The 18226-nt window shown below is 37.7% G+C and carries 31 protein-coding genes; 30 read left to right on the top strand and 1 reads right to left on the bottom strand.

Going from position 1 to position 18226, the window contains the following annotated elements:
• Nucleotides 1-67: 67 nt before the first annotated feature.
• Complete coding sequence (locus tag H7U19_RS13130) at nt 68-1762, bottom strand: POTRA domain-containing protein (RefSeq protein ID WP_343069107.1); 1695 nt, start codon at nt 1760-1762, stop codon at nt 68-70.
• A gap of 233 nt (nt 1763-1995) precedes the next feature.
• On the opposite strand from H7U19_RS13130, the gene rpsL reads away from it, so the two are divergent.
• From rpsL to rpsD, 30 genes are all read left to right on the top strand, one after another.
• The gene (rpsL, locus tag H7U19_RS13125; protein ID WP_042245171.1) at nt 1996-2370 is read left to right on the top strand and encodes a 30S ribosomal protein S12; all 375 of its coding nucleotides are present in this window, start codon (nt 1996-1998) and stop codon (nt 2368-2370) included.
• Nucleotides 2371-2390: 20 nt separating this feature from the next.
• A complete protein-coding gene (gene rpsG, locus H7U19_RS13120; RefSeq protein ID WP_186563085.1) occupies nt 2391-2867 on the top strand; it encodes a 30S ribosomal protein S7 in 477 nt (158 codons plus the stop codon).
• A gap of 3 nt (nt 2868-2870) precedes the next feature.
• Nucleotides 2871-4997, top strand: a complete 2127-nt coding sequence (gene fusA / locus H7U19_RS13115) for an elongation factor G (protein ID WP_186563083.1) — start codon at nt 2871-2873, stop codon at nt 4995-4997.
• Nucleotides 4998-5008: 11 nt separating this feature from the next.
• Nucleotides 5009-5314 carry a 30S ribosomal protein S10 gene (rpsJ, locus tag H7U19_RS13110; protein ID WP_007650482.1) on the top strand — a complete coding sequence of 102 codons (306 nt, stop codon included), beginning with the start codon at nt 5009-5011 and terminating at the stop codon, nt 5312-5314.
• 173 nt (nt 5315-5487) lie between these two features.
• Nucleotides 5488-6105 (top strand): 50S ribosomal protein L3, encoded by a 618-nt coding sequence (gene rplC / locus H7U19_RS13105; protein WP_186563081.1) that lies wholly within the window; start codon nt 5488-5490, stop codon nt 6103-6105.
• Nucleotides 6105-6734, top strand: coding sequence for a 50S ribosomal protein L4 (gene rplD, locus H7U19_RS13100; protein WP_186563079.1), 630 nt, complete (start codon nt 6105-6107; stop codon nt 6732-6734). Before rplC ends, rplD begins: the two co-directional genes overlap by 1 nt.
• Before the next feature lie 7 nt (nt 6735-6741).
• Nucleotides 6742-7032: a 50S ribosomal protein L23 gene (rplW, locus tag H7U19_RS13095; protein ID WP_186563077.1), complete on the top strand. Its 291-nt coding sequence runs from the start codon at nt 6742-6744 to the stop codon at nt 7030-7032.
• 5 nt (nt 7033-7037) lie between these two features.
• On the top strand, nt 7038-7865 hold the full coding sequence (gene rplB / locus H7U19_RS13090; protein WP_186563075.1) for a 50S ribosomal protein L2: 828 nt from the start codon (nt 7038-7040) through the stop codon (nt 7863-7865).
• A gap of 3 nt (nt 7866-7868) precedes the next feature.
• Nucleotides 7869-8147: a 30S ribosomal protein S19 gene (rpsS, locus tag H7U19_RS13085; protein WP_013869040.1), complete on the top strand. Its 279-nt coding sequence runs from the start codon at nt 7869-7871 to the stop codon at nt 8145-8147.
• 6 nt (nt 8148-8153) lie between these two features.
• Nucleotides 8154-8561 carry a 50S ribosomal protein L22 gene (gene rplV / locus H7U19_RS13080; RefSeq protein WP_186563073.1) on the top strand — a complete coding sequence of 136 codons (408 nt, stop codon included), beginning with the start codon at nt 8154-8156 and terminating at the stop codon, nt 8559-8561.
• A gap of 9 nt (nt 8562-8570) precedes the next feature.
• Entirely contained in the window at nt 8571-9284 is a 714-nt protein-coding gene (gene rpsC / locus H7U19_RS13075; RefSeq protein WP_186563072.1) for a 30S ribosomal protein S3, read from the top strand.
• 20 nt (nt 9285-9304) lie between these two features.
• Nucleotides 9305-9724 carry a 50S ribosomal protein L16 gene (gene rplP, locus H7U19_RS13070; RefSeq protein ID WP_186563070.1) on the top strand — a complete coding sequence of 140 codons (420 nt, stop codon included), beginning with the start codon at nt 9305-9307 and terminating at the stop codon, nt 9722-9724.
• Nucleotides 9725-9736: 12 nt separating this feature from the next.
• Nucleotides 9737-9928, top strand: a complete 192-nt coding sequence (gene rpmC, locus H7U19_RS13065; protein ID WP_186563424.1) for a 50S ribosomal protein L29 — start codon at nt 9737-9739, stop codon at nt 9926-9928.
• An 11-nt stretch (nt 9929-9939) separates the two neighbouring features.
• Entirely contained in the window at nt 9940-10197 is a 258-nt protein-coding gene (rpsQ, locus tag H7U19_RS13060) for a 30S ribosomal protein S17 (protein WP_139001948.1), read from the top strand.
• A gap of 2 nt (nt 10198-10199) precedes the next feature.
• Nucleotides 10200-10568: a 50S ribosomal protein L14 gene (gene rplN, locus H7U19_RS13055; protein ID WP_092579387.1), complete on the top strand. Its 369-nt coding sequence runs from the start codon at nt 10200-10202 to the stop codon at nt 10566-10568.
• Between the two features lie 78 nt (nt 10569-10646).
• Nucleotides 10647-10958, top strand: a complete 312-nt coding sequence (gene rplX / locus H7U19_RS13050) for a 50S ribosomal protein L24 (protein ID WP_186563068.1) — start codon at nt 10647-10649, stop codon at nt 10956-10958.
• A gap of 2 nt (nt 10959-10960) precedes the next feature.
• Nucleotides 10961-11512 carry a 50S ribosomal protein L5 gene (rplE, locus tag H7U19_RS13045; protein WP_186563066.1) on the top strand — a complete coding sequence of 184 codons (552 nt, stop codon included), beginning with the start codon at nt 10961-10963 and terminating at the stop codon, nt 11510-11512.
• Nucleotides 11513-11515: 3 nt separating this feature from the next.
• Nucleotides 11516-11785 (top strand): 30S ribosomal protein S14, encoded by a 270-nt coding sequence (gene rpsN / locus H7U19_RS13040; protein WP_092579393.1) that lies wholly within the window; start codon nt 11516-11518, stop codon nt 11783-11785.
• A 99-nt stretch (nt 11786-11884) separates the two neighbouring features.
• Nucleotides 11885-12283: a 30S ribosomal protein S8 gene (rpsH, locus tag H7U19_RS13035; protein ID WP_130965052.1), complete on the top strand. Its 399-nt coding sequence runs from the start codon at nt 11885-11887 to the stop codon at nt 12281-12283.
• Nucleotides 12284-12301: 18 nt separating this feature from the next.
• Entirely contained in the window at nt 12302-12844 is a 543-nt protein-coding gene (gene rplF, locus H7U19_RS13030) for a 50S ribosomal protein L6 (protein ID WP_186563064.1), read from the top strand.
• An 86-nt stretch (nt 12845-12930) separates the two neighbouring features.
• Complete coding sequence (rplR, locus tag H7U19_RS13025; protein ID WP_186563062.1) at nt 12931-13287, top strand: 50S ribosomal protein L18; 357 nt, start codon at nt 12931-12933, stop codon at nt 13285-13287.
• Nucleotides 13288-13293: 6 nt separating this feature from the next.
• The gene (rpsE, locus tag H7U19_RS13020) at nt 13294-13818 is read left to right on the top strand and encodes a 30S ribosomal protein S5 (protein ID WP_186563060.1); all 525 of its coding nucleotides are present in this window, start codon (nt 13294-13296) and stop codon (nt 13816-13818) included.
• Between the two features lie 98 nt (nt 13819-13916).
• Nucleotides 13917-14096, top strand: coding sequence for a 50S ribosomal protein L30 (rpmD, locus tag H7U19_RS13015; RefSeq protein ID WP_186563058.1), 180 nt, complete (start codon nt 13917-13919; stop codon nt 14094-14096).
• 15 nt (nt 14097-14111) lie between these two features.
• Nucleotides 14112-14564, top strand: coding sequence for a 50S ribosomal protein L15 (rplO, locus tag H7U19_RS13010; protein ID WP_186563057.1), 453 nt, complete (start codon nt 14112-14114; stop codon nt 14562-14564).
• 14 nt (nt 14565-14578) lie between these two features.
• On the top strand, nt 14579-15946 hold the full coding sequence (gene secY, locus H7U19_RS13005; protein ID WP_186563055.1) for a preprotein translocase subunit SecY: 1368 nt from the start codon (nt 14579-14581) through the stop codon (nt 15944-15946).
• 89 nt (nt 15947-16035) lie between these two features.
• Nucleotides 16036-16251, top strand: coding sequence for a translation initiation factor IF-1 (infA, locus tag H7U19_RS13000; protein WP_007094967.1), 216 nt, complete (start codon nt 16036-16038; stop codon nt 16249-16251).
• Nucleotides 16252-16259: 8 nt separating this feature from the next.
• The gene (ykgO, locus tag H7U19_RS12995) at nt 16260-16376 is read left to right on the top strand and encodes a type B 50S ribosomal protein L36 (protein ID WP_010519235.1); all 117 of its coding nucleotides are present in this window, start codon (nt 16260-16262) and stop codon (nt 16374-16376) included.
• A 105-nt stretch (nt 16377-16481) separates the two neighbouring features.
• On the top strand, nt 16482-16856 hold the full coding sequence (rpsM, locus tag H7U19_RS12990; protein ID WP_186563053.1) for a 30S ribosomal protein S13: 375 nt from the start codon (nt 16482-16484) through the stop codon (nt 16854-16856).
• Between the two features lie 99 nt (nt 16857-16955).
• Complete coding sequence (rpsK, locus tag H7U19_RS12985) at nt 16956-17339, top strand: 30S ribosomal protein S11 (RefSeq protein WP_186563051.1); 384 nt, start codon at nt 16956-16958, stop codon at nt 17337-17339.
• A gap of 176 nt (nt 17340-17515) precedes the next feature.
• Complete coding sequence (gene rpsD, locus H7U19_RS12980; RefSeq protein WP_186563049.1) at nt 17516-18121, top strand: 30S ribosomal protein S4; 606 nt, start codon at nt 17516-17518, stop codon at nt 18119-18121.
• The last annotated feature ends 105 nt before the right edge of the window (nt 18122-18226 follow it).

Here is an 18226-nt window from a genome sequence, read left to right as displayed (position 1 = left end):
AAATCCTTAAAGACTAAATCGATTTTTCATAAGGCTAATTTTTTAGTGTGGAATAGAAATTTTAAGGCTAGAATTGAGCAACCAAACTAATATGGATTTTAGAATTGGACAGCTTAAATTTTTGGTTTTCATTTTTACCGTTGGCATAGTTAAATTTCAGCAGACCTGAATTGGTCAATATTCCAAAACCAAACCCAAATCCAAAGAGTTTTTCCTTGATATCCGATATCTTATTCTCGAAATAGGCCACGTCCGTAATGGAATGGATGTAAATGGAATTACTTAAACGGTATCTGTATTCTGTGTTCAAAACGCCAAATAAAGACGCAAACAAGCTATTCTCCTCAAAACCCCGAATAGAGTTGATGCCCCCAAAACGCAAGAGTTCATTTTCAAAATAATTATCCGAAATGAGATTTGCCGCATCCGCATTCAGATAGATACTATTTTTTCTATTCAATTTGAAATTATTATAGGCTTTTAAAACAAAAAGGGATTGCTGTGTTTTAATATTGGAGGAGGTGCGGTTACCAAAGTTGGATTCCAGATAAAAGTTAGATTTTATTGGGAACAACCTATCGTAAAAGGTTGGTTTCAAATATTCGTATGAAGCTGTGAAAAATGTAGAGTTGTAATCTTGAAGCGAAAGCACAACGTTTTCTGACCTTAAATTGCTGGATGCCGTACTTGAAATACCGGCCGAAACTTTGTGCAATGCATTTATTTGGTAATTTATTCTAGCTTTCTGGTCAGTGGTGGTGAAAGAGGAATCCTTTCTGAAGATTCTCAGGTTTAAATCCACACCGATGGAGGAGCCGAATAAATAGGGCAGTTCCAATCGCGCATCAAAAGTGTCCTGATCATTTTCATCACTTTTATAAAGTAGGCTAAACAATTCACCATAATTCAAATTATTGATAAGCCTCAAGTTAAGGAAGCCATCAAATTCCAATCTATTGGTGTCCTCATTTGTGCCAAACCCCAAAAATCCGTCAAAGGTGTTGCTTTTTGCTTTTTCTACATATATATATAAGGATGTAGAGTCTTCCTGAAACAAAACTTCGGGTGGTTTTACTTGATTGGCAAATCTAAGGTTGTTCAATTGCTCGGTTTTCTTTTCGATAGTTGCCAAATCAAAAATCTGGAAGGGTTTCAATTTTAAATAATGTTTTACGAACGACTTTGGGAATTTCTCATAACCCACAATTTTGATGTCGTCAATGGTTCTTTTCTTCTGATTGGATATGATTCTCAAATCTGCCCGAAGGTCGTTGCTGTTCTTTTTCTTAATATTTAATAGTTTCAACTTTGCAAACGGAAGGCCCTTGTTTGTCAATTCGGAATTTAAGAAGTTTAGAGCATATGCCGCATCTTCAATATTTATGGTGAAATAAGTATTTGTAACGTTTTCAGAAATAGAATTCAAAAGTGATGAATCGACGTCTTCGGAATTGTAATATATATATATGGTGTTGAATTTTTGTTTTAGGTGAAATTTTGCATTGAATACGGAATCGTTTTTCTTTTTGAGTTCGAGCAATCGGTTTTCAATAAATCCCATTTTATTGATTTGGCGTTTCAAGCTATCCACCTCAGATTTTATAGAAAGGAAATTTTCGTGTCTTTTGGTATAGCCAAGCGAATCAATAACCGCAGTATCTGCATCAGTTTTACCATGTATATGTAAATATAAATTTTGTGCAACCCCTTCCGAAGAAAACCACATACATATAATAAGGAGTAAAAAGCCAAGTTTATTCACGTGAAAAAAGTATTTGCAGAATTGAGGGATGCTTGTTTTTCTTCTATCTTCCGTCTTCAAACTTCGGTTTTTTAGGTGTAAATCTAACGGAAAAACCACAGTTTTAATATGCCCTGAAACCCTATTTTTAAAAAGTATTCAAAATTAACGAACTACGGTTTGAATAATTCATTTTAATTTCTACCTTTGCACGCCTCTAAATAGAGGTTAATAAAATTTTATAGTAAAATTATATGCCAACAATTTCACAATTAGTAAGAAAAGGAAGAGCCAAAATAACCAAGAAGAGTAAATCGGCTGCTTTGGATTCTTGTCCGCAAAGACGTGGTGTATGTACTCGTGTTTACACAACTACTCCTAAAAAACCTAACTCTGCAATGAGAAAGGTAGCAAGGGTACGTTTAACAAACGGAAACGAGGTTAATGCATATATCGGCGGCGAAGGACACAATCTACAAGAGCACTCGATAGTATTGGTTAGAGGTGGAAGGGTTAAGGATTTACCAGGTGTTAGATACCACGTTGTTCGTGGAGCTTTGGATACAGCAGGTGTTGCTGGAAGAACCCAACGCAGATCTAAGTACGGTGCTAAACGCCCTAAGAAGTAATTAAACTTTAAGAAGAAGACATGAGAAAAAGAGCAGCGAAAAAAAGGCCACTTTTACCAGACCCAAGATTTAACGATCAGTTGGTAACACGTTTTGTGAACAACATGATGTGGGACGGTAAGAAGTCTGTGGCGTTCAAAGTATTTTACGATGCAATTGATATCGTTGATGCTAAAAAGACTGATGAGGAAAAATCGGCTTTGGAAATTTGGAAAGATGCCCTATCAAACGTGATGCCTCACGTAGAGGTGCGTAGCCGTCGTGTAGGTGGAGCAACCTTTCAAATCCCAATGCAGATTCGTCCAGATAGAAAAATTTCAACTGCAATGAAATGGTTAATCGGATATTCGCGCAAGCGTAACGAAAAATCTATGGCGCAACGCTTGGCAGCCGAAATTTTGGCAGCAGCCAAGGAAGAAGGTGCAGCAGTGAAGAAAAGAGTTGATACCCATAAAATGGCAGAAGCCAATAAGGCATTCTCCCACTTTAGATTCTAAGACATGGCAAGAGATTTAAAATATACTAGAAATATAGGTATTGCTGCGCATATTGACGCAGGAAAAACAACTACTACCGAGCGTATTCTTTATTATACTGGTGTTTCCCATAAAATTGGTGAGGTACATGATGGAGCTGCAACCATGGACTGGATGGAGCAAGAGCAGGAAAGAGGTATTACTATTACTTCTGCTGCTACTACTTGTACATGGAACTTTCCTTTAAAGAATGGACAGCCCACCGATGAAACTAAGGGATACCACTTCAATATTATTGATACTCCAGGCCACGTGGATTTTACCGTTGAGGTAAACCGGTCATTACGTGTATTGGATGGATTGGTTTTCTTATTTAGTGCAGTTGATGGTGTTGAGCCTCAATCTGAAACTAACTGGAGATTGGCTGACAACTATAAAGTGCCTCGTATTGGTTTCGTTAACAAGATGGACCGTCAAGGTTCTAACTTTTTAGGGGTTTGCCAGCAAGTAAAAGATATGTTGAAGTCTAATGCCGTGCCAATCGTATTAAATATTGGTGATGAGGCAGACTTTAAAGGTGTGGTAGACCTAGTGAAGAACAGAGCTATCGTTTGGCACGATGAAACTCTAGGGGCTACATTTGACGTGATCGATATTCCTGAAGAATTACAGGAAGAAGCGAAAAAATACAGAGCTTTATTGATTGAAGAGGTGGCCACTTATGATGAAAACCTTTTAGAGAAGTTCATGGAAGATGAAGATTCTATTACAGAAGAGGAAGTGCACGCTGCGCTTAGGGCTGCTGTAATGGATATGGCCATTATCCCAATGATCTGTGGGTCTTCGTTCAAAAATAAAGGGGTTCAGTTTTTATTGGATGCCGTTTGCCGTTACTTGCCTTCCCCAACGGATAGAGATAGTATTGTAGGTACTGATCCAAGAACAGGAGAAGAGGCTGTACGTAAGCCAGATGCAAAAGAGCCATTTTCGGCTTTGGCATTTAAAATTGCTACCGATCCTTTTGTTGGTCGCTTGGCGTTCTTTAGAGCATATTCTGGTCGTTTAGATGCCGGTTCTTATATCTTGAACAACCGTTCTGGTAAAAAAGAGCGTATCTCTCGTATCTACCAGATGCATTCCAACAAACAAAATGCAATTGATTTTATTGAAGCTGGTGACATTGGTGCTGCGGTAGGATTTAAGGATATCAAGACTGGTGACACTATGTCTGATGAAAAGAATCCTATTGTATTAGAATCTATGGATTTCCCAGATCCAGTAATCGGTATTGCAGTTGAGCCTAAAACTAAGGCTGATGTAGATAAATTGGGTATGGCTTTGGCTAAATTATCTGAAGAAGATCCAACATTTACAGCTAGAACTGATGAGGCTTCAGGACAGACTATTATTTCTGGAATGGGCGAGCTTCACTTAGATATTATTGTTGACCGTTTGAAGCGTGAGTTTAAGGTTGAAGTAAACCAAGGTCAACCTCAAGTAGAGTATAAAGAAGCGATTACACAGCGTGCAGAACACAGAGAAGTTTATAAGAAACAATCTGGTGGACGTGGTAAATTTGCCGATATCGTATTTACATTAGAGCCTGCTGAAGAAGGAAAACAAGGTCTTGAATTTGTTTCTGAGATCAAAGGTGGTAACGTACCAAAGGAATTTGTTCCTTCTGTTGAAAAAGGATTCAAAATGGCTATGGTTAACGGGCCATTGGCTGGATATGAAGTGGACTCTATGAAAGTTACCTTAACGGATGGTTCTTACCACGATGTGGATTCTGATCAGTTATCATTCGAATTGGCGGCAAAGCTCGGATTTAAAGCTGCTGCAAAAGCGGCAAAAGCTGTAATCATGGAGCCTATCATGAAGCTTGAGGTAATTACTCCTGAAGAAAACATGGGTGATATTGTTGGTGATTTGAATAGAAGAAGAGGTCAGGTAAGTGACATGGGGGATAGAGCTGGTGCAAAAACTGTAAAAGCTACTGTGCCATTATCTGAAATGTTCGGGTATGTAACTACATTAAGGACATTATCATCAGGTCGTGCGACATCAACAATGGAATTTTCACACTATGCTGAAACTCCTTCAAACATTTCTGAAGAAGTAATAAAAGCGGCTAAAGGCGTTGAAGCTTAAAATTTAAGAAAATGAGTCAAAAAATCAGAATAAAACTTAAGTCTTACGATCACAATTTAGTAGATAAATCTGCTGATAAGATTGTAAAAACAGTAAAAAGCACTGGAGCTGTGGTAACTGGGCCAATTCCATTACCAACGCACAAGAAAATTTTCACTGTTTTACGTTCTCCACACGTAAACAAGAAATCAAGAGAGCAATTTCAATTATCTTCTTATAAGAGATTATTGGATATCTACTCTTCGTCATCAAAAACAATTGATGCATTGATGAAGCTTGAATTACCAAGTGGTGTTGAAGTAGAGATTAAGGTGTAATTCAAAATTCAGAATTCTGAATTCGGAATTATAAAACATGTCCCACCGATGCGGTCGCGGGAAAAACGGATAAATACATTTCAGGGACGAAAGGTATTTTGTCCCTGAAATTTTTTAAATAAGAATGTTGAACATAAGTTCAACGAAATATTAATAATTAATAAATAATAAAAATGTCTGGGTTAATTGGAAAGAAAATCGGTATGACCAGCATCTTTGATGAAAACGGGAAGAACATTCCTTGTACAGTAATCGAAGCTGGACCATGTATCGTTACCCAAGTCAGAACTGAAGAAGTGGATGGTTATGAAGCTATTCAACTTGGTTTCGATGACGCGACAGAAAAAAGCGCTACTAAAGCAGACTTAGGTCATGCTAAAAAAGCGGGTACTTCTGTAAAACGCAAGGTCGTTGAATTCAAAGGTTTTGAGGAGGAGTACAAATTAGGAGATGCAATCACTGTTGAGCACTTTAGTGAAGGTGAGTTTGTTGATATCTCCGGAACATCAAAAGGAAAAGGATTTCAAGGTGTTGTAAAACGTCACGGTTTCGGTGGTGTAGGTCAAGCTACCCACGGTCAGCATAACCGTTTAAGAGCACCAGGTTCTATCGGAGCTGCATCTTATCCTGCACGTGTATTCAAAGGCATGAAAATGGCCGGAAGAATGGGTGGTGAAAAAGTGAAAGTTCAAAATTTAAGAGTTTTAAAAGTAGTTCCTGAAAAGAACTTACTTGTGGTAAAAGGATGTGTTCCTGGTCACAAAAACGCTTATGTAACAATTCAGAAGTAATGAAAGTAGCAGTTTTAGATATCAACGGAAAAGACACAGGTAGAAAGGCAGACCTTTCTAAAGATGTGTTTGCTATTGAGCCTAATAATCATGCAGTGTATTTGGATGTTAAACAATATTTGGCAAACCAAAGACAAGGTACTCACAAATCTAAGGAAAGAGGTGAGATTACTGGATCTACACGTAAGATTAAGAAGCAAAAAGGAACTGGTACTGCTAGAGCAGGTAGCATCAAATCTGGTGTGTTTAAAGGTGGTGGACGTATGTTTGGTCCAAGACCAAGAAACTACGGTTTCAAATTGAACAAAAACGTAAAGCGTTTGGCTCGTAAATCGGCCTTGAGTATCAAGGCTAATGAAAAGGCCATTACGGTTTTGGAGGACTTCAGTTTTGAGGCTCCAAAAACTAAAAGCTTTACTGCAGTTTTGAAGGCATTAGACCTTGAAAACAAAAAATCTTTGTTTGTGTTGGGTGGGCAGAATAATAATGTATATTTGTCATCGCGCAATTTAAAAGGTTCTGAGGTTATAACTAATTCAGAATTAAGCACTTATAAGATTTTGAATGCAAATCAAATAGTGCTTTTAGAAGGTGCTTTAGAAGGAATTGAATCAAACTTGAGTAAATAAGAAACAGATGAGTATCTTAATTAAACCTATTATCACGGAAAAAGCGACAGCGGATAGCGAGCTGAAAGGTTGCTATTGGTTTGAAGTGAACACAAAGGCGAACAAGGTAGAAATCAAAAAAGCAGTCGAGGCGGCTTATGGTGTTTCTGTTGAAAAAGTTCGTACAATAAATGTCCGTCCAGATAGAAGTACCCGTTATACAAAAACAGGTATTCAACATGGTAAAACAAATGCTGTTAAAAAGGCAATTGTACAACTGGCGGAAGGTGAGATGATTGATTTATATGCTAATATGTAATTAGAATGTCAGTAAGAAAATTAAAACCAATCACACCAGGACAGCGATTTAGAGTAGTAAATGGGTATGACGCCATTACTACTGATAAGCCGGAGAAAAGTCTATTGGCTCCGAAAAAAAGGTCTGGTGGTAGAAACAGTCAAGGAAAAATGACCATGCGCTACATTGGTGGTGGTCATAAAAAGAAGTATCGTATTATCGATTTTAAAAGAGACAAAGCCGGAATTCCTGCTGAAGTCAAATCTATCGAGTACGATCCAAACAGAACAGCGTTTATCGCTTTGTTGAACTACCAAGATGGCGAGAAGCGTTACATCATTGCTCAAAATGGTTTACAGGTTGGGCAAAATGTGGTTTCTGGTGCTTCTGGTGTTGCTCCCGAAATTGGAAATGCAATGCCGTTGAGTGAAATTCCATTGGGAACCATTATTTCTTGCGTTGAGTTGCGTCCAGGTCAAGGTGCTGTTATGGCGCGTAGTGCTGGTGCTTTTGCTCAGTTAATGGCGAGGGATGGAAAGTTTGCTACGGTAAAATTACCTTCAGGTGAAACCCGTTTGATTTTGGTGACTTGTATGGCAACTATTGGAGTTGTTTCAAATTCTGATCATCAGTTGATCGTTGGCGGTAAAGCCGGTAGAACAAGATGGTTAGGTAGAAGACCACGTACCAACCCAGTTAGAATGAACCCTGTTGATCACCCAATGGGTGGTGGTGAAGGCCGTGCTTCTGGTGGACACCCACGTTCAAGAAACGGTATTCCTGCTAAAGGATATAGAACCCGTTCTAAAACAAATCCAAGTAACAAATATATCGTAGAACGTAGAAAGAAATAAGACATGGCAAGATCATTAAAAAAAGGACCTTACGTTCATTATAAATTAGAAAGAAAAGTTGCTGCTAATGTTGAGGCTAACAAGAAAACAGTCATCAAAACTTGGTCTCGTGCCAGTATGATTACTCCTGATTTTGTTGGACAGACCATCGCAGTACACAATGGCCGTCAATTTGTTCCAGTTTATGTAACTGAAAACATGGTAGGTCATAAATTAGGAGAATTTTCACCAACGCGTTCATTCCGTGGGCATGCAGGTGCTAAAAACAAAGGTAAAAAGTAGTAAGCTATGGGAAGTCGTAAAAAAGAAATGGCAGACGCTATTAAGGAAGCAAAAAAGCACATCGCTTTTGCTAAACTTAATAACTGTCCTACGTCACCAAGAAAAATGCGTTTAGTAGCCGATTTGGTAAGAGGTGAAAAAGTAGATAAGGCACTTAATATCTTGAAATTCAGCAACAAAGAAGCTTCTAACCGTTTAGAGAAGCTGTTGTTATCTGCTATCGCCAACTGGCAGGCTAAGAATGAGGATGCCGATGTGGAGTCTGCCGAATTATTCGTAAAGGAAATCAGAGTGGATGGCGGTACAATGCTGAAAAGATTGCGCCCTGCGCCTCAAGGTCGTGCACACAGAATTAGAAAACGTTCCAATCACGTAACATTAGTGGTTGGTGCTAACAATAACACACAAAGCTAAGATAGAAGTATGGGACAAAAGACAAATCCAATCGGAAATCGCTTAGGAATTATCAGAGGATGGGAATCCAACTGGTACGGAGGAGACGATTATGGCGATAAGCTTGCCGAAGACGATAAAATCAGAAAGTACGTTCACGTACGTCTAGCAAAAGCTAGTGTGAGTAGAGTAATTATTGAAAGAACTCTTAAGCTTGTAACCGTTACTATCACTACTGCCCGTCCTGGTATCATTATCGGAAAAGGTGGCCAAGAGGTAGACAAGTTGAAAGAAGAGCTTAAAAAAATTACCGGAAAGGAAGTTCAGATCAACATTTTTGAAATCAAAAGACCTGAACTAGATGCATTTTTAGTAGCATCAAGTATTGCACGTCAAATTGAGAATCGTATTTCCTACCGTCGTGCAATCAAAATGGCTATCGCTGCTACAATGCGTATGAATGCTGAAGGAATCAAAATCCAAATCAGTGGTCGTTTAAATGGTGCCGAAATGGCGCGTAGCGAGCACTACAAAGAAGGACGTATTCCTTTGTCAACTTTTAGAGCCGATATTGACTATGCTTTGGTTGAGGCACACACTACTTATGGTAGATTGGGTGTAAAAGTATGGATCATGAAAGGTGAAGTATATGGTAAAAGAGAGCTTTCTCCTCTTGTTGGTTTATCCAAAAAAGGTGGAAAAGGTGGACGTGGTGGCAACAAAGGCCCTCGTCGTAGAAAGTAATTTTTTAAAGCAAGAGAAAAATGTTACAGCCTAAAAGAACAAAATTTCGTAAACAGCAAAAAGGACGTATGAAAGGGAATGCCGGAAGAGGGCACCAACTTTCAAGCGGAACTTTTGGTATAAAATCACTAGACTCGAACTTTTTAACCTCGCGTCAAATTGAAGCCGCACGTATTGCCGCTACTCGTTACATGAAAAGGGAAGGCCAGCTTTGGATTAAAATTTTTCCAGACAAGCCTATCACAAAAAAGCCTCTTGAAGTACGTATGGGTAAAGGTAAAGGTGGTGTAGAATATTGGGCAGCCGTTGTTAAGCCAGGTCGAATCTTATTTGAAGTTGGAGGTGTGCCTTTAGACGTTGCAAAAGAAGCATTGCGCTTGGCAGCTCAAAAACTACCTGTGAAAACTAAGTTTATAATTGCTAGAGATTACGAAGCATAATAATTTAAGATGATGAAACAATCAGAAATTAAAGAATTATCTGTAGCTGAGTTACAAGAAAAACTTGGTGAAACTAAAAAGAGTTATTCAGACCTTAAATTGTCTCATGCAATATCTCCTTTAGAAAATCCAATTCAGTTACGTTCATTAAGAAGAGCCGTAGCTAGAATTGCAACGGAGTTAACTAAAAGAGAACTACAATAATTCTGCTGAATATGGAAACAAGAAATTTAAGAAAAGAGCGTATAGGAGTTGTTACAAGTAACAAGATGCAGAAGTCTATTGTGGTTTCTGAGGTGAAAAAAGTAAAGCACCCTATGTATGGTAAGTTCGTACTTAAAACAAAAAAGTACGTAGCGCACGACGAGCAAAATGACTGCAACGAAGGAGATACCGTTAGGATCATGGAAACAAGACCTTTAAGTAAATCTAAGTGTTGGAGATTAGTTGAAATAATTGAAAGAGCTAAGTAATTATGGTACAACAAGAATCAAGATTAAAAGTAGCTGACAACACTGGCGCAAAGGAAGTTTTAACTATCCGAGTACTAGGTGGTACTAAAAGAAGATACGCTTCTGTGGGAGATAAAATTGTAGTATCAGTTAAAGATGCAACTCCTAATGGGAACATTAAAAAAGGAGCCGTTTCAACTGCAGTAGTTGTTCGTACTAGAAAAGAGGTAAGACGTCCAGACGGATCTTACATCAGATTTGACGACAATGCCTGTGTATTATTGAACCCAACTGGTGAAATGAGAGGAACGCGTGTATTTGGACCGGTTGCAAGAGAGCTTCGTGATAAACAATTCATGAAAATTGTATCATTAGCACCAGAAGTGCTGTAAAGATTTAAGACGATAGTCTTTAGTTTTTAGACGTTAGAATTTCTATCAACTAAAAACTACCGACTAAAAACTAATAAAATGGGAAAGCTTAAAATAAAAACTGGAGATACCGTAAAAGTAATTGCTGGTGACCATAAAGGAGCCGAAGGTAAAGTGCAACAGGTATTTTTGGATAAGAACAAAGCGATTGTTGAGGGTGTAAATTTGGTAAAGAAACATACTAAGCCAAGTGCACAAAATCCTCAAGGAGGAATCGTTGAAAAAGAAGCCGCTATTCATATCTCAAACTTATCGTTGTTGACCTCAAAAGGAGAAACAACAAGAGTTGGATATAGAATGGAAGGCGATAAGAAAGTAAGATTTTCAGTAAAATCTAATGAAGTAATATAGTTATGGCATATTCACCAAGACTTAAAGAAGAGTACAAAAGCAGAGTAATTGCGGCTCTTACAGACGAATTTGGATATAAAAACGTAATGCAGGTGCCTAAACTGGAAAAGATAGTAATATCTAAAGGTGTTGGAGCAGCAGTTGCGGATAAAAAGCTAATTGACCACGCTGTGGATGAGTTGACAATGATAACTGGGCAAAAGGCTATAGCTACAATGTCTAAGAAAGATGTAGCGTCTTTCAAATTACGTAAAGGTATGCCAATTGGCGCTAAAGTAACTTTACGTGGTGAAAGAATGTATGAGTTTTTAGACCGTTTGGTTACTTCTGCGTTGCCACGAGTAAGAGACTTTGGTGGTATAAAGGCTACGGGTTTTGATGGAAGAGGTAACTATAATTTAGGAGTTACTGAACAAATCATCTTCCCGGAGATAAACATTGACAAAGTGAACAAAATCTCTGGTATGGATATTACATTTGTGACTTCTGCCGAAACTGATAAAGAGGCAAAATCATTATTAAGCGAATTAGGATTACCTTTTAAAAAGAATTAAGATATGGCTAAAGAATCAATGAAAGCCCGCGAGGTAAAAAGAGCAAAAACAGTAGCTAAGTATGCTGAAAAGCGTAAAGCTTTAAAAGAAGCTGGAGACTATGAGGCATTACAAAAGTTACCAAAAAATGCTTCACCAATTCGCCAGCACAATAGGTGTAAGCTTACTGGAAGACCTAAAGGATACATGAGAACATTTGGAATTTCTCGTGTTACATTTAGAGAAATGGCAAACCAAGGTTTGATCCCAGGGGTTAAAAAAGCATCTTGGTAGATTCGCGATTAATCGCGTTTGTACAAAAAAGAATTATAAATTGGTAGAAGGTTCAATCTAAAGGACAGTATTGAAAACCATTACCGCAAATTAATAAATATGTATTCAGATCCAATAGCGGATTATCTTACGAGAGTTAGAAATGCAATCAGAGCTAACCACAGGGTGGTAGAGATTCCAGCATCTAACTTAAAGAAAGACATCACTAAAATATTATTCGAACAAGGATATATTTTAAGCTACAAGTTCGACGACTCTACAGTACAAGGGACAATCAAAATCGCCCTTAAGTACAATAAAGAGACAAAAGAGCCTGTAATCAAGAAAATTCAACGTATTAGTACTCCAGGCTTACGTAAGTATGCGGGTGCTAAAGAACTACCTAGAGTACTTAACGGTCTTGGTATTGCCATAGTTTCTACATCTCATGGTGTAATGACTGGGAAGCAAGCGCAAAGAGACAATGTAGGTGGTGAAGTATTATGTTACGTTTACTAATATTAAAGCCTAGAAGAAATGTCAAGAATAGGAAATAATCCAGTAGCCATTCCAGAAGGTGTAACAGTAGATGTTAAAGATGGCGTTGTCACTGTAAAAGGAAAATTAGGAGAGTTAACACAAAACTTCGATTCTATTGAAATTAAAGTAGAAGATGGTAATGTTTTGGTGACTCGTTCTTCAGATACTAAAGATCAAAAAGCAAAACACGGTCTATATAGATCGTTAATGCACAATATGATTGAGGGTGTATCTAAGGGATGGACCAAAGAACTTGAATTGGTAGGTGTAGGTTATAGAGCATCAAACCAAGGACAGAAATTAGATTTAGCTTTAGGTTTTTCTCATAATATCGTTATGAGTATTGCACCAGAAGTAAAAATTGAAACGGTTTCTGAAAAGGGTAAGAATCCAATCATAAAATTAACGTCTCACGACAAACAATTAGTTGGGCAAGTTGCCGCTAAAATCCGTGGTTTCCGTAAACCAGAACCTTACAAAGGAAAAGGAATCAAGTTTGTTGGTGAAGAATTAAGAAGAAAAGCAGGTAAATCAGCATAACAGAATTTACGATTGTAGATTTTAGAATTACGAATTATAAAGTAACTCATAAATCAAAAATCGTTAATCATAAATCGTAAATCGATATGGCATTAACAAAGAATCAAAGAAGATTAAGAATTAAAAACAGAATCCGAAAGATCGTTTCTGGTACAGCAACTAGACCACGATTGACTGTTTTTAGAAGTAATAAGGAAATCTATGCTCAAATAGTTGATGACGTTTCTGGAAAAACCATTAGCGCTGCGTCTTCTCGAGATAAGGATATTGCGAAAGCAAAAGGAAACAAGCAGGAAATAGCCACTTTAGTTGGTAAAGCAGTTGCCGAAAAAGCTTTGAAAGCTGGTGTGGACACTATTTCTTTCGATAGAGGTGGATATTTATACCACGGTAGAGTAAAATCATTAGCCGAAGGTGCTAGAGAAGCAGGACTTAAATTCTAAGACAATATGTATCATAAATATAAAAACGCAGAATTGGTAAAACCAGGTGGATTGGATCTTAAAGATCGTTTAGTTGGTGTACAAAGGGTTACCAAAGTAACAAAAGGTGGTAGAGCTTTCGGTTTTTCGGCAATTGTAGTGGTTGGTGATGAAAACGGCGTAGTTGGCCAAGGTTTAGGAAAATCCAAAGATGTTGCCAGCGCAATCGCAAAGGCCGTTGAAGATGCTAAGAAAAACTTGGTGCGTATTCCTATCCGTAAAGGAACCTTACCTCACGCCCAAAAGGGAAAATACGGCGGAGCAAGAGTGAATATCATTCCTGCCGCACCTGGTACCGGTGTAATTGCTGGTGGTGCTGTAAGAACTGTTCTTGAAGCCGTTGGTGTACACGACGTACTATCAAAATCCCAAGGATCGTCTAACCCTCACAACGTAGTAAAAGCAACTTTCGATGCTTTGTTACAATTAAGGGATGCAAATGCTATAGCAAGGGACAGAGGTATTTCACTTGAACAAGTTTTTAACGCATAAATAAGACCTTAGTAATTAGTATTTAGACGATAGATATTCGATGTAAGTCTAGAATTTGAGTTCTAACAACTAAAGACTAAGAACTAAAAACTATTAAAATGGGAAAAATTAAAGTAACAAAAGTTAAAAGCGCTATCAATCGCACGCAAAGACAAAAAAGAACTTTAGAAGCTTTAGGTCTTAAAAAGATCGGTCAAGTAAAAGAGCATGAGGCTACGCCAAATATTTTGGGGATGATTGCTAAAGTGTCACATTTAGTTTCTGTAGAAGAAGCTTAAAAATAAAACTGAAAAATGAATTTAAGTAACTTACAACCGGCAAAAGGATCGGTAAAAACACAAGGCAAGCGAGTAGGTCGCGGACAAGGTTCAGGAAAAGGTGGTACGTCTACACGTGGTCACAAAGGAGCTAAGTCTCGTTCTGGATATTCCAAGAAATTAGGATTTGAAGGTGGGCAAATGCCGCTACAAAGACGTGTGCCTAAATTTGGTTTTACAAATATCAACCGAGTGGAGTATCAGCCAATCAATTTAGATACTTTACAAGCTTTGGTAGATGATAAAAAAATAAAGGATACTGTTGATTTTGAAGCACTTTTCAACAATGGATTAGCCGGAAAGAATGATTTGGTTAAGATATTGGGCAGAGGTGAATTGAAAGCAAAATTAAAAGTATCGGCTCACAAGTTTTCTGCTTCAGCAAAGGCTGCAATCGAAGCGGCAGGAGGAGAAGCGATAACTTTATAAGATTACATTAACGTATGAAAGTTATAGAATCAATAAAGAATGTTTGGAAAATTGAGGAGCTAAGAAACAGAATCATTCTTACCCTTAGTATATTATTGGTGTATCGTTTTGGTGCCCAAATTGTACTTCCGGGAATAGATTTTTCAAAATTATCTGGTCTTAGAGGAAGTGCAGAAGAAGGTGGATTAATTTGGTTAATTAACGCCTTTACCGGAGGAGGGTTCTCAAACGCCTCTGTTTTTGCTCTTGGAATTATGCCATACATTTCGGCTTCTATTGTTGTACAGTTAATGGGAATAGCGATACCTTATTTGCAGAAACTTCAAAAAGAAGGAGCAAGTGGCCAGAAGAAAATCACTCAAATTACCCGTTGGTTAACTATCGCGATTTGTTTGGTGCAGGCACCGGGCTACTTGGCAAGTTTACCAGCCTTATCAGGAGCGCCTTCAATGGGAGCCTTATTGATGACTGGATTTTCTTCAACTACATTCATGTTCTCTTCGGTAATCATATTGGTAACCGGATGTATTTTCGCGATGTGGTTGGGTGAGAAGATTACCGATAAAGGTATCGGAAACGGTATTTCATTATTGATTATGGTAGGTATTATTGCTACCATGCCTCAGTCATTCCTTCAGGAATATGCGGCTAGGGTAACGGAATCCAATGGTGGTTTGATTATGATTTTAATTGAATTGGTGATTTGGTTCGTAATCATACTTGCATCTGTTATGCTAGTAATGGCTGTAAGAAAGATTGCTGTTCAATATGCACGACGTACTGCATCTGGAGGTTATGAAAGAGCGGCGGCCGGCGGTTCAAGACAATACATTCCCTTGAAGTTGAATGCTTCAGGTGTAATGCCAATCATATTTGCCCAGGCAATTATGTTTGTTCCTGGTTTAATAGGTGGTGCTTCCTTTTTGGAGAATACATCAACAGGACAATGGTTACAGACTAATTTTTCTGACATCTTCGGATTTTGGTACAACTTGATTTTTGCCTTGTTGATTATAATTTTTACTTATTTCTATACGGCAATTACGGTACCTACCAATAAAATGGCAGACGATTTAAAACGTAGTGGTGGTTTTATCCCAGGGATTCGTCCGGGAACTGAAACTGCGGAATATTTGGATAAAATCATGTCTCAAATAACGTTGCCCGGCTCTATCTTTTTGGCGTTAATTGCTGTGTTTCCTGCATTTATCGTGAAATTGATTAACGTACAGCAAGGGTGGGCATTGTTCTTTGGGGGTACATCATTGTTGATTATGGTTGGTGTAGCAATCGATACAATGCAACAGATCAATTCATATTTGTTGAATAGGCATTATGACGGATTGATGAAAACCGGAAAGAACAGAAAGGCAGTAGCTTAATATGGTATAATGAATTAGAAATCAGTTGCATACTGAATGTTTCGGCAAGGTATTTGCTAATTCGGAACTGATTACTAAAAAAATAATATATGGCAAAACAAGCAGCAATAGAACAAGACGGAACGATTATAGAAGCATTATCAAATGCGATGTTCCGTGTTGAATTAGAAAATGGTCACATTGTGACAGCACATATTTCTGGTAAGATGCGCATGCACTATATCAAATTATTACCAGGAGATAAAGTGAAATTAGAAATGAGCCCTTACGATTTAACTAAGGCTCGTATAACTTATAGATATTAATAAATACGATGAAAGTAAGAGCATCAATAAAAAAAAGAAGCGCTGATTGCAAGATTGTGCGCAGAAAAGGTAGACTTTACGTAATAAACAAAAAGAATCCTAGATTTAAACAAAGACAAGGTTAATTAAGACAATGAGTCATTAGTATTTGGACGTTAGACGAATCTGTTCGAAATCGGAAGGTTTAGGATTCTAACAACTAAAGGCTAACAACTAGAAACTAAAAAAATATGGCAAGAATTGCAGGTGTAGACATACCAAAACAAAAAAGAGGCGCTATTTCTTTAACCTATATCTACGGTATTGGTAAAAGTAGAGCGAAAGAAATTTTAGCAACAGCTAAGGTTAGCGAAGACACTAAAGTACAAGATTGGACAGACGATGAAATCGGAGCAATCCGTGATGCTATTTCGGTCTATACTATTGAAGGTGAATTACGTTCTGAAACACAATTGAACATTAAGCGTTTGATGGATATTGGGTGTTACAGAGGTATTCGTCACAGAGCTGGTCTTCCGTTAAGAGGGCAACGTACTAAAAACAACTCTAGAACAAGAAAAGGTAGAAGAAAAACTGTTGCTAACAAGAAAAAAGCAACTAAATAATAAATAGTCTTTAGTCTTTAGACGTTGGAAGGAATCTGTTTGAAATTTAAAAGGTTTAGGATTCTAGCGACTATTAACTAATCACTAAAAACTAAAAAAATGGCAAAGTCAAGTACTAAAAAACGTAAAGTAATAGTTGATGCTGTTGGGGAAGCACACGTAACGGCTTCTTTCAATAACATTATCATTTCATTAACCAATAAGAAGGGTGACGTAATTTCATGGTCATCAGCTGGTAAAATGGGATTTAGAGGATCTAAAAAGAACACACCTTATGCAGCGCAACTAGCAGCAGAAGATGCAGCAGGAGTAGCTTTGGAAGCTGGTTTGAAAAAGGTAAAGGTGTACGTAAAAGGTCCTGGAAATGGTAGAGAATCTGCTATCCGTTCTATTCACAACACAGGTATTGAAGTTACCGAAATTATCGACGTAACACCACTACCGCACAACGGATGTCGTCCACCGAAACGTAGAAGAGTTTAATCACGTTTTATAACGTGTTTTGAATAAGGAAATTAATATCATCTGTTTCTCAGATGGTGTTAATTTTTTGCATAAATTTGCAAACCGAAAAAAAACAAGTATCACCGAGAGAATAACGGTTATCGAAGGATAAGATTAAGACCTGAATTCATAACTACTCTCATAATTAATTAAAAATGGCAAGATATACTGGTCCTAAAACTAAAATCGCCCGTAAGTTTGGCGAAGCAATCTTCGGAGAAGATAAATCATTTGAAAAAAGAAATTATCCTCCAGGACAACACGGAAACAACAGAAGACGTGGTAAAAAATCTGAGTACGCTATTCAATTAGCGGAAAAGCAAAAAGCAAAATACACTTATGGTATTTTAGAACGTCAATTTAGAGGATTGTTTAAAAAAGCAAGAGCAGCACAGGGAATTACCGGTGAGGTGCTTTTACAATTATGTGAATCTAGATTGGACAACGTTGTTTTCAGAATGGGAATTTCCCCTTCTAGAAGTGGTGCCCGTCAATTGGTTTCCCACAGACACATTACTGTAAATGGTGAAATCGTAAACATTCCTTCTTATCAACTAAAGGCAGGTGATGTTGTGGCGGTAAGAGAAAAATCGAAATCTCTTGAGGCTATCGATAGGTCGCTTTCAAACTCTAGTCATGTTTACGAATGGATTACTTGGAACAACGATACTAAATCTGGAACTTACGTTTCTGTTCCTGCTAGAATCCAAATTCCTGAGAACATCAACGAACAATTCATCGTCGAATTATACTCTAAATAATATAAATAATATATTAACAACATTGGTATTTGGCCAAAGGGTTTGTTCGTACTTCTTCAAACTTATAAACCGCGCAACCAAATAACAATTAAAACGAAGAACAAA

It is taken from the genome of Hyunsoonleella aquatilis (genome assembly GCF_014270105.1).
Lineage (GTDB): Bacteria > Bacteroidota > Bacteroidia > Flavobacteriales > Flavobacteriaceae > Jejuia > Jejuia aquatilis.
Note: the sequence above shows the minus strand (reverse complement) of the source record. Positions and strands in the feature narration are given on the sequence as shown.

Coding starts and splice junctions, on each gene's coding strand:
- rpsL (WP_042245171.1), top strand. CDS start 1,996: ATGCCAACAATTTCACAATTAGTAAGAAAAGGAAGAGCCAAAATAACC.
- rpsG (WP_186563085.1), top strand. CDS start 2,391: ATGAGAAAAAGAGCAGCGAAAAAAAGGCCACTTTTACCAGACCCAAGA.
- fusA (WP_186563083.1), top strand. CDS start 2,871: ATGGCAAGAGATTTAAAATATACTAGAAATATAGGTATTGCTGCGCAT.
- rpsJ (WP_007650482.1), top strand. CDS start 5,009: ATGAGTCAAAAAATCAGAATAAAACTTAAGTCTTACGATCACAATTTA.
- rplC (WP_186563081.1), top strand. CDS start 5,488: ATGTCTGGGTTAATTGGAAAGAAAATCGGTATGACCAGCATCTTTGAT.
- rplD (WP_186563079.1), top strand. CDS start 6,105: ATGAAAGTAGCAGTTTTAGATATCAACGGAAAAGACACAGGTAGAAAG.
- rplW (WP_186563077.1), top strand. CDS start 6,742: ATGAGTATCTTAATTAAACCTATTATCACGGAAAAAGCGACAGCGGAT.
- rplB (WP_186563075.1), top strand. CDS start 7,038: ATGTCAGTAAGAAAATTAAAACCAATCACACCAGGACAGCGATTTAGA.
- rpsS (WP_013869040.1), top strand. CDS start 7,869: ATGGCAAGATCATTAAAAAAAGGACCTTACGTTCATTATAAATTAGAA.
- rplV (WP_186563073.1), top strand. CDS start 8,154: ATGGGAAGTCGTAAAAAAGAAATGGCAGACGCTATTAAGGAAGCAAAA.
- rpsC (WP_186563072.1), top strand. CDS start 8,571: ATGGGACAAAAGACAAATCCAATCGGAAATCGCTTAGGAATTATCAGA.
- rplP (WP_186563070.1), top strand. CDS start 9,305: ATGTTACAGCCTAAAAGAACAAAATTTCGTAAACAGCAAAAAGGACGT.
- rpmC (WP_186563424.1), top strand. CDS start 9,737: ATGAAACAATCAGAAATTAAAGAATTATCTGTAGCTGAGTTACAAGAA.
- rpsQ (WP_139001948.1), top strand. CDS start 9,940: ATGGAAACAAGAAATTTAAGAAAAGAGCGTATAGGAGTTGTTACAAGT.
- rplN (WP_092579387.1), top strand. CDS start 10,200: ATGGTACAACAAGAATCAAGATTAAAAGTAGCTGACAACACTGGCGCA.
- rplX (WP_186563068.1), top strand. CDS start 10,647: ATGGGAAAGCTTAAAATAAAAACTGGAGATACCGTAAAAGTAATTGCT.
- rplE (WP_186563066.1), top strand. CDS start 10,961: ATGGCATATTCACCAAGACTTAAAGAAGAGTACAAAAGCAGAGTAATT.
- rpsN (WP_092579393.1), top strand. CDS start 11,516: ATGGCTAAAGAATCAATGAAAGCCCGCGAGGTAAAAAGAGCAAAAACA.
- rpsH (WP_130965052.1), top strand. CDS start 11,885: ATGTATTCAGATCCAATAGCGGATTATCTTACGAGAGTTAGAAATGCA.
- rplF (WP_186563064.1), top strand. CDS start 12,302: ATGTCAAGAATAGGAAATAATCCAGTAGCCATTCCAGAAGGTGTAACA.
- rplR (WP_186563062.1), top strand. CDS start 12,931: ATGGCATTAACAAAGAATCAAAGAAGATTAAGAATTAAAAACAGAATC.
- rpsE (WP_186563060.1), top strand. CDS start 13,294: ATGTATCATAAATATAAAAACGCAGAATTGGTAAAACCAGGTGGATTG.
- rpmD (WP_186563058.1), top strand. CDS start 13,917: ATGGGAAAAATTAAAGTAACAAAAGTTAAAAGCGCTATCAATCGCACG.
- rplO (WP_186563057.1), top strand. CDS start 14,112: ATGAATTTAAGTAACTTACAACCGGCAAAAGGATCGGTAAAAACACAA.
- secY (WP_186563055.1), top strand. CDS start 14,579: ATGAAAGTTATAGAATCAATAAAGAATGTTTGGAAAATTGAGGAGCTA.
- infA (WP_007094967.1), top strand. CDS start 16,036: ATGGCAAAACAAGCAGCAATAGAACAAGACGGAACGATTATAGAAGCA.
- ykgO (WP_010519235.1), top strand. CDS start 16,260: ATGAAAGTAAGAGCATCAATAAAAAAAAGAAGCGCTGATTGCAAGATT.
- rpsM (WP_186563053.1), top strand. CDS start 16,482: ATGGCAAGAATTGCAGGTGTAGACATACCAAAACAAAAAAGAGGCGCT.
- rpsK (WP_186563051.1), top strand. CDS start 16,956: ATGGCAAAGTCAAGTACTAAAAAACGTAAAGTAATAGTTGATGCTGTT.
- rpsD (WP_186563049.1), top strand. CDS start 17,516: ATGGCAAGATATACTGGTCCTAAAACTAAAATCGCCCGTAAGTTTGGC.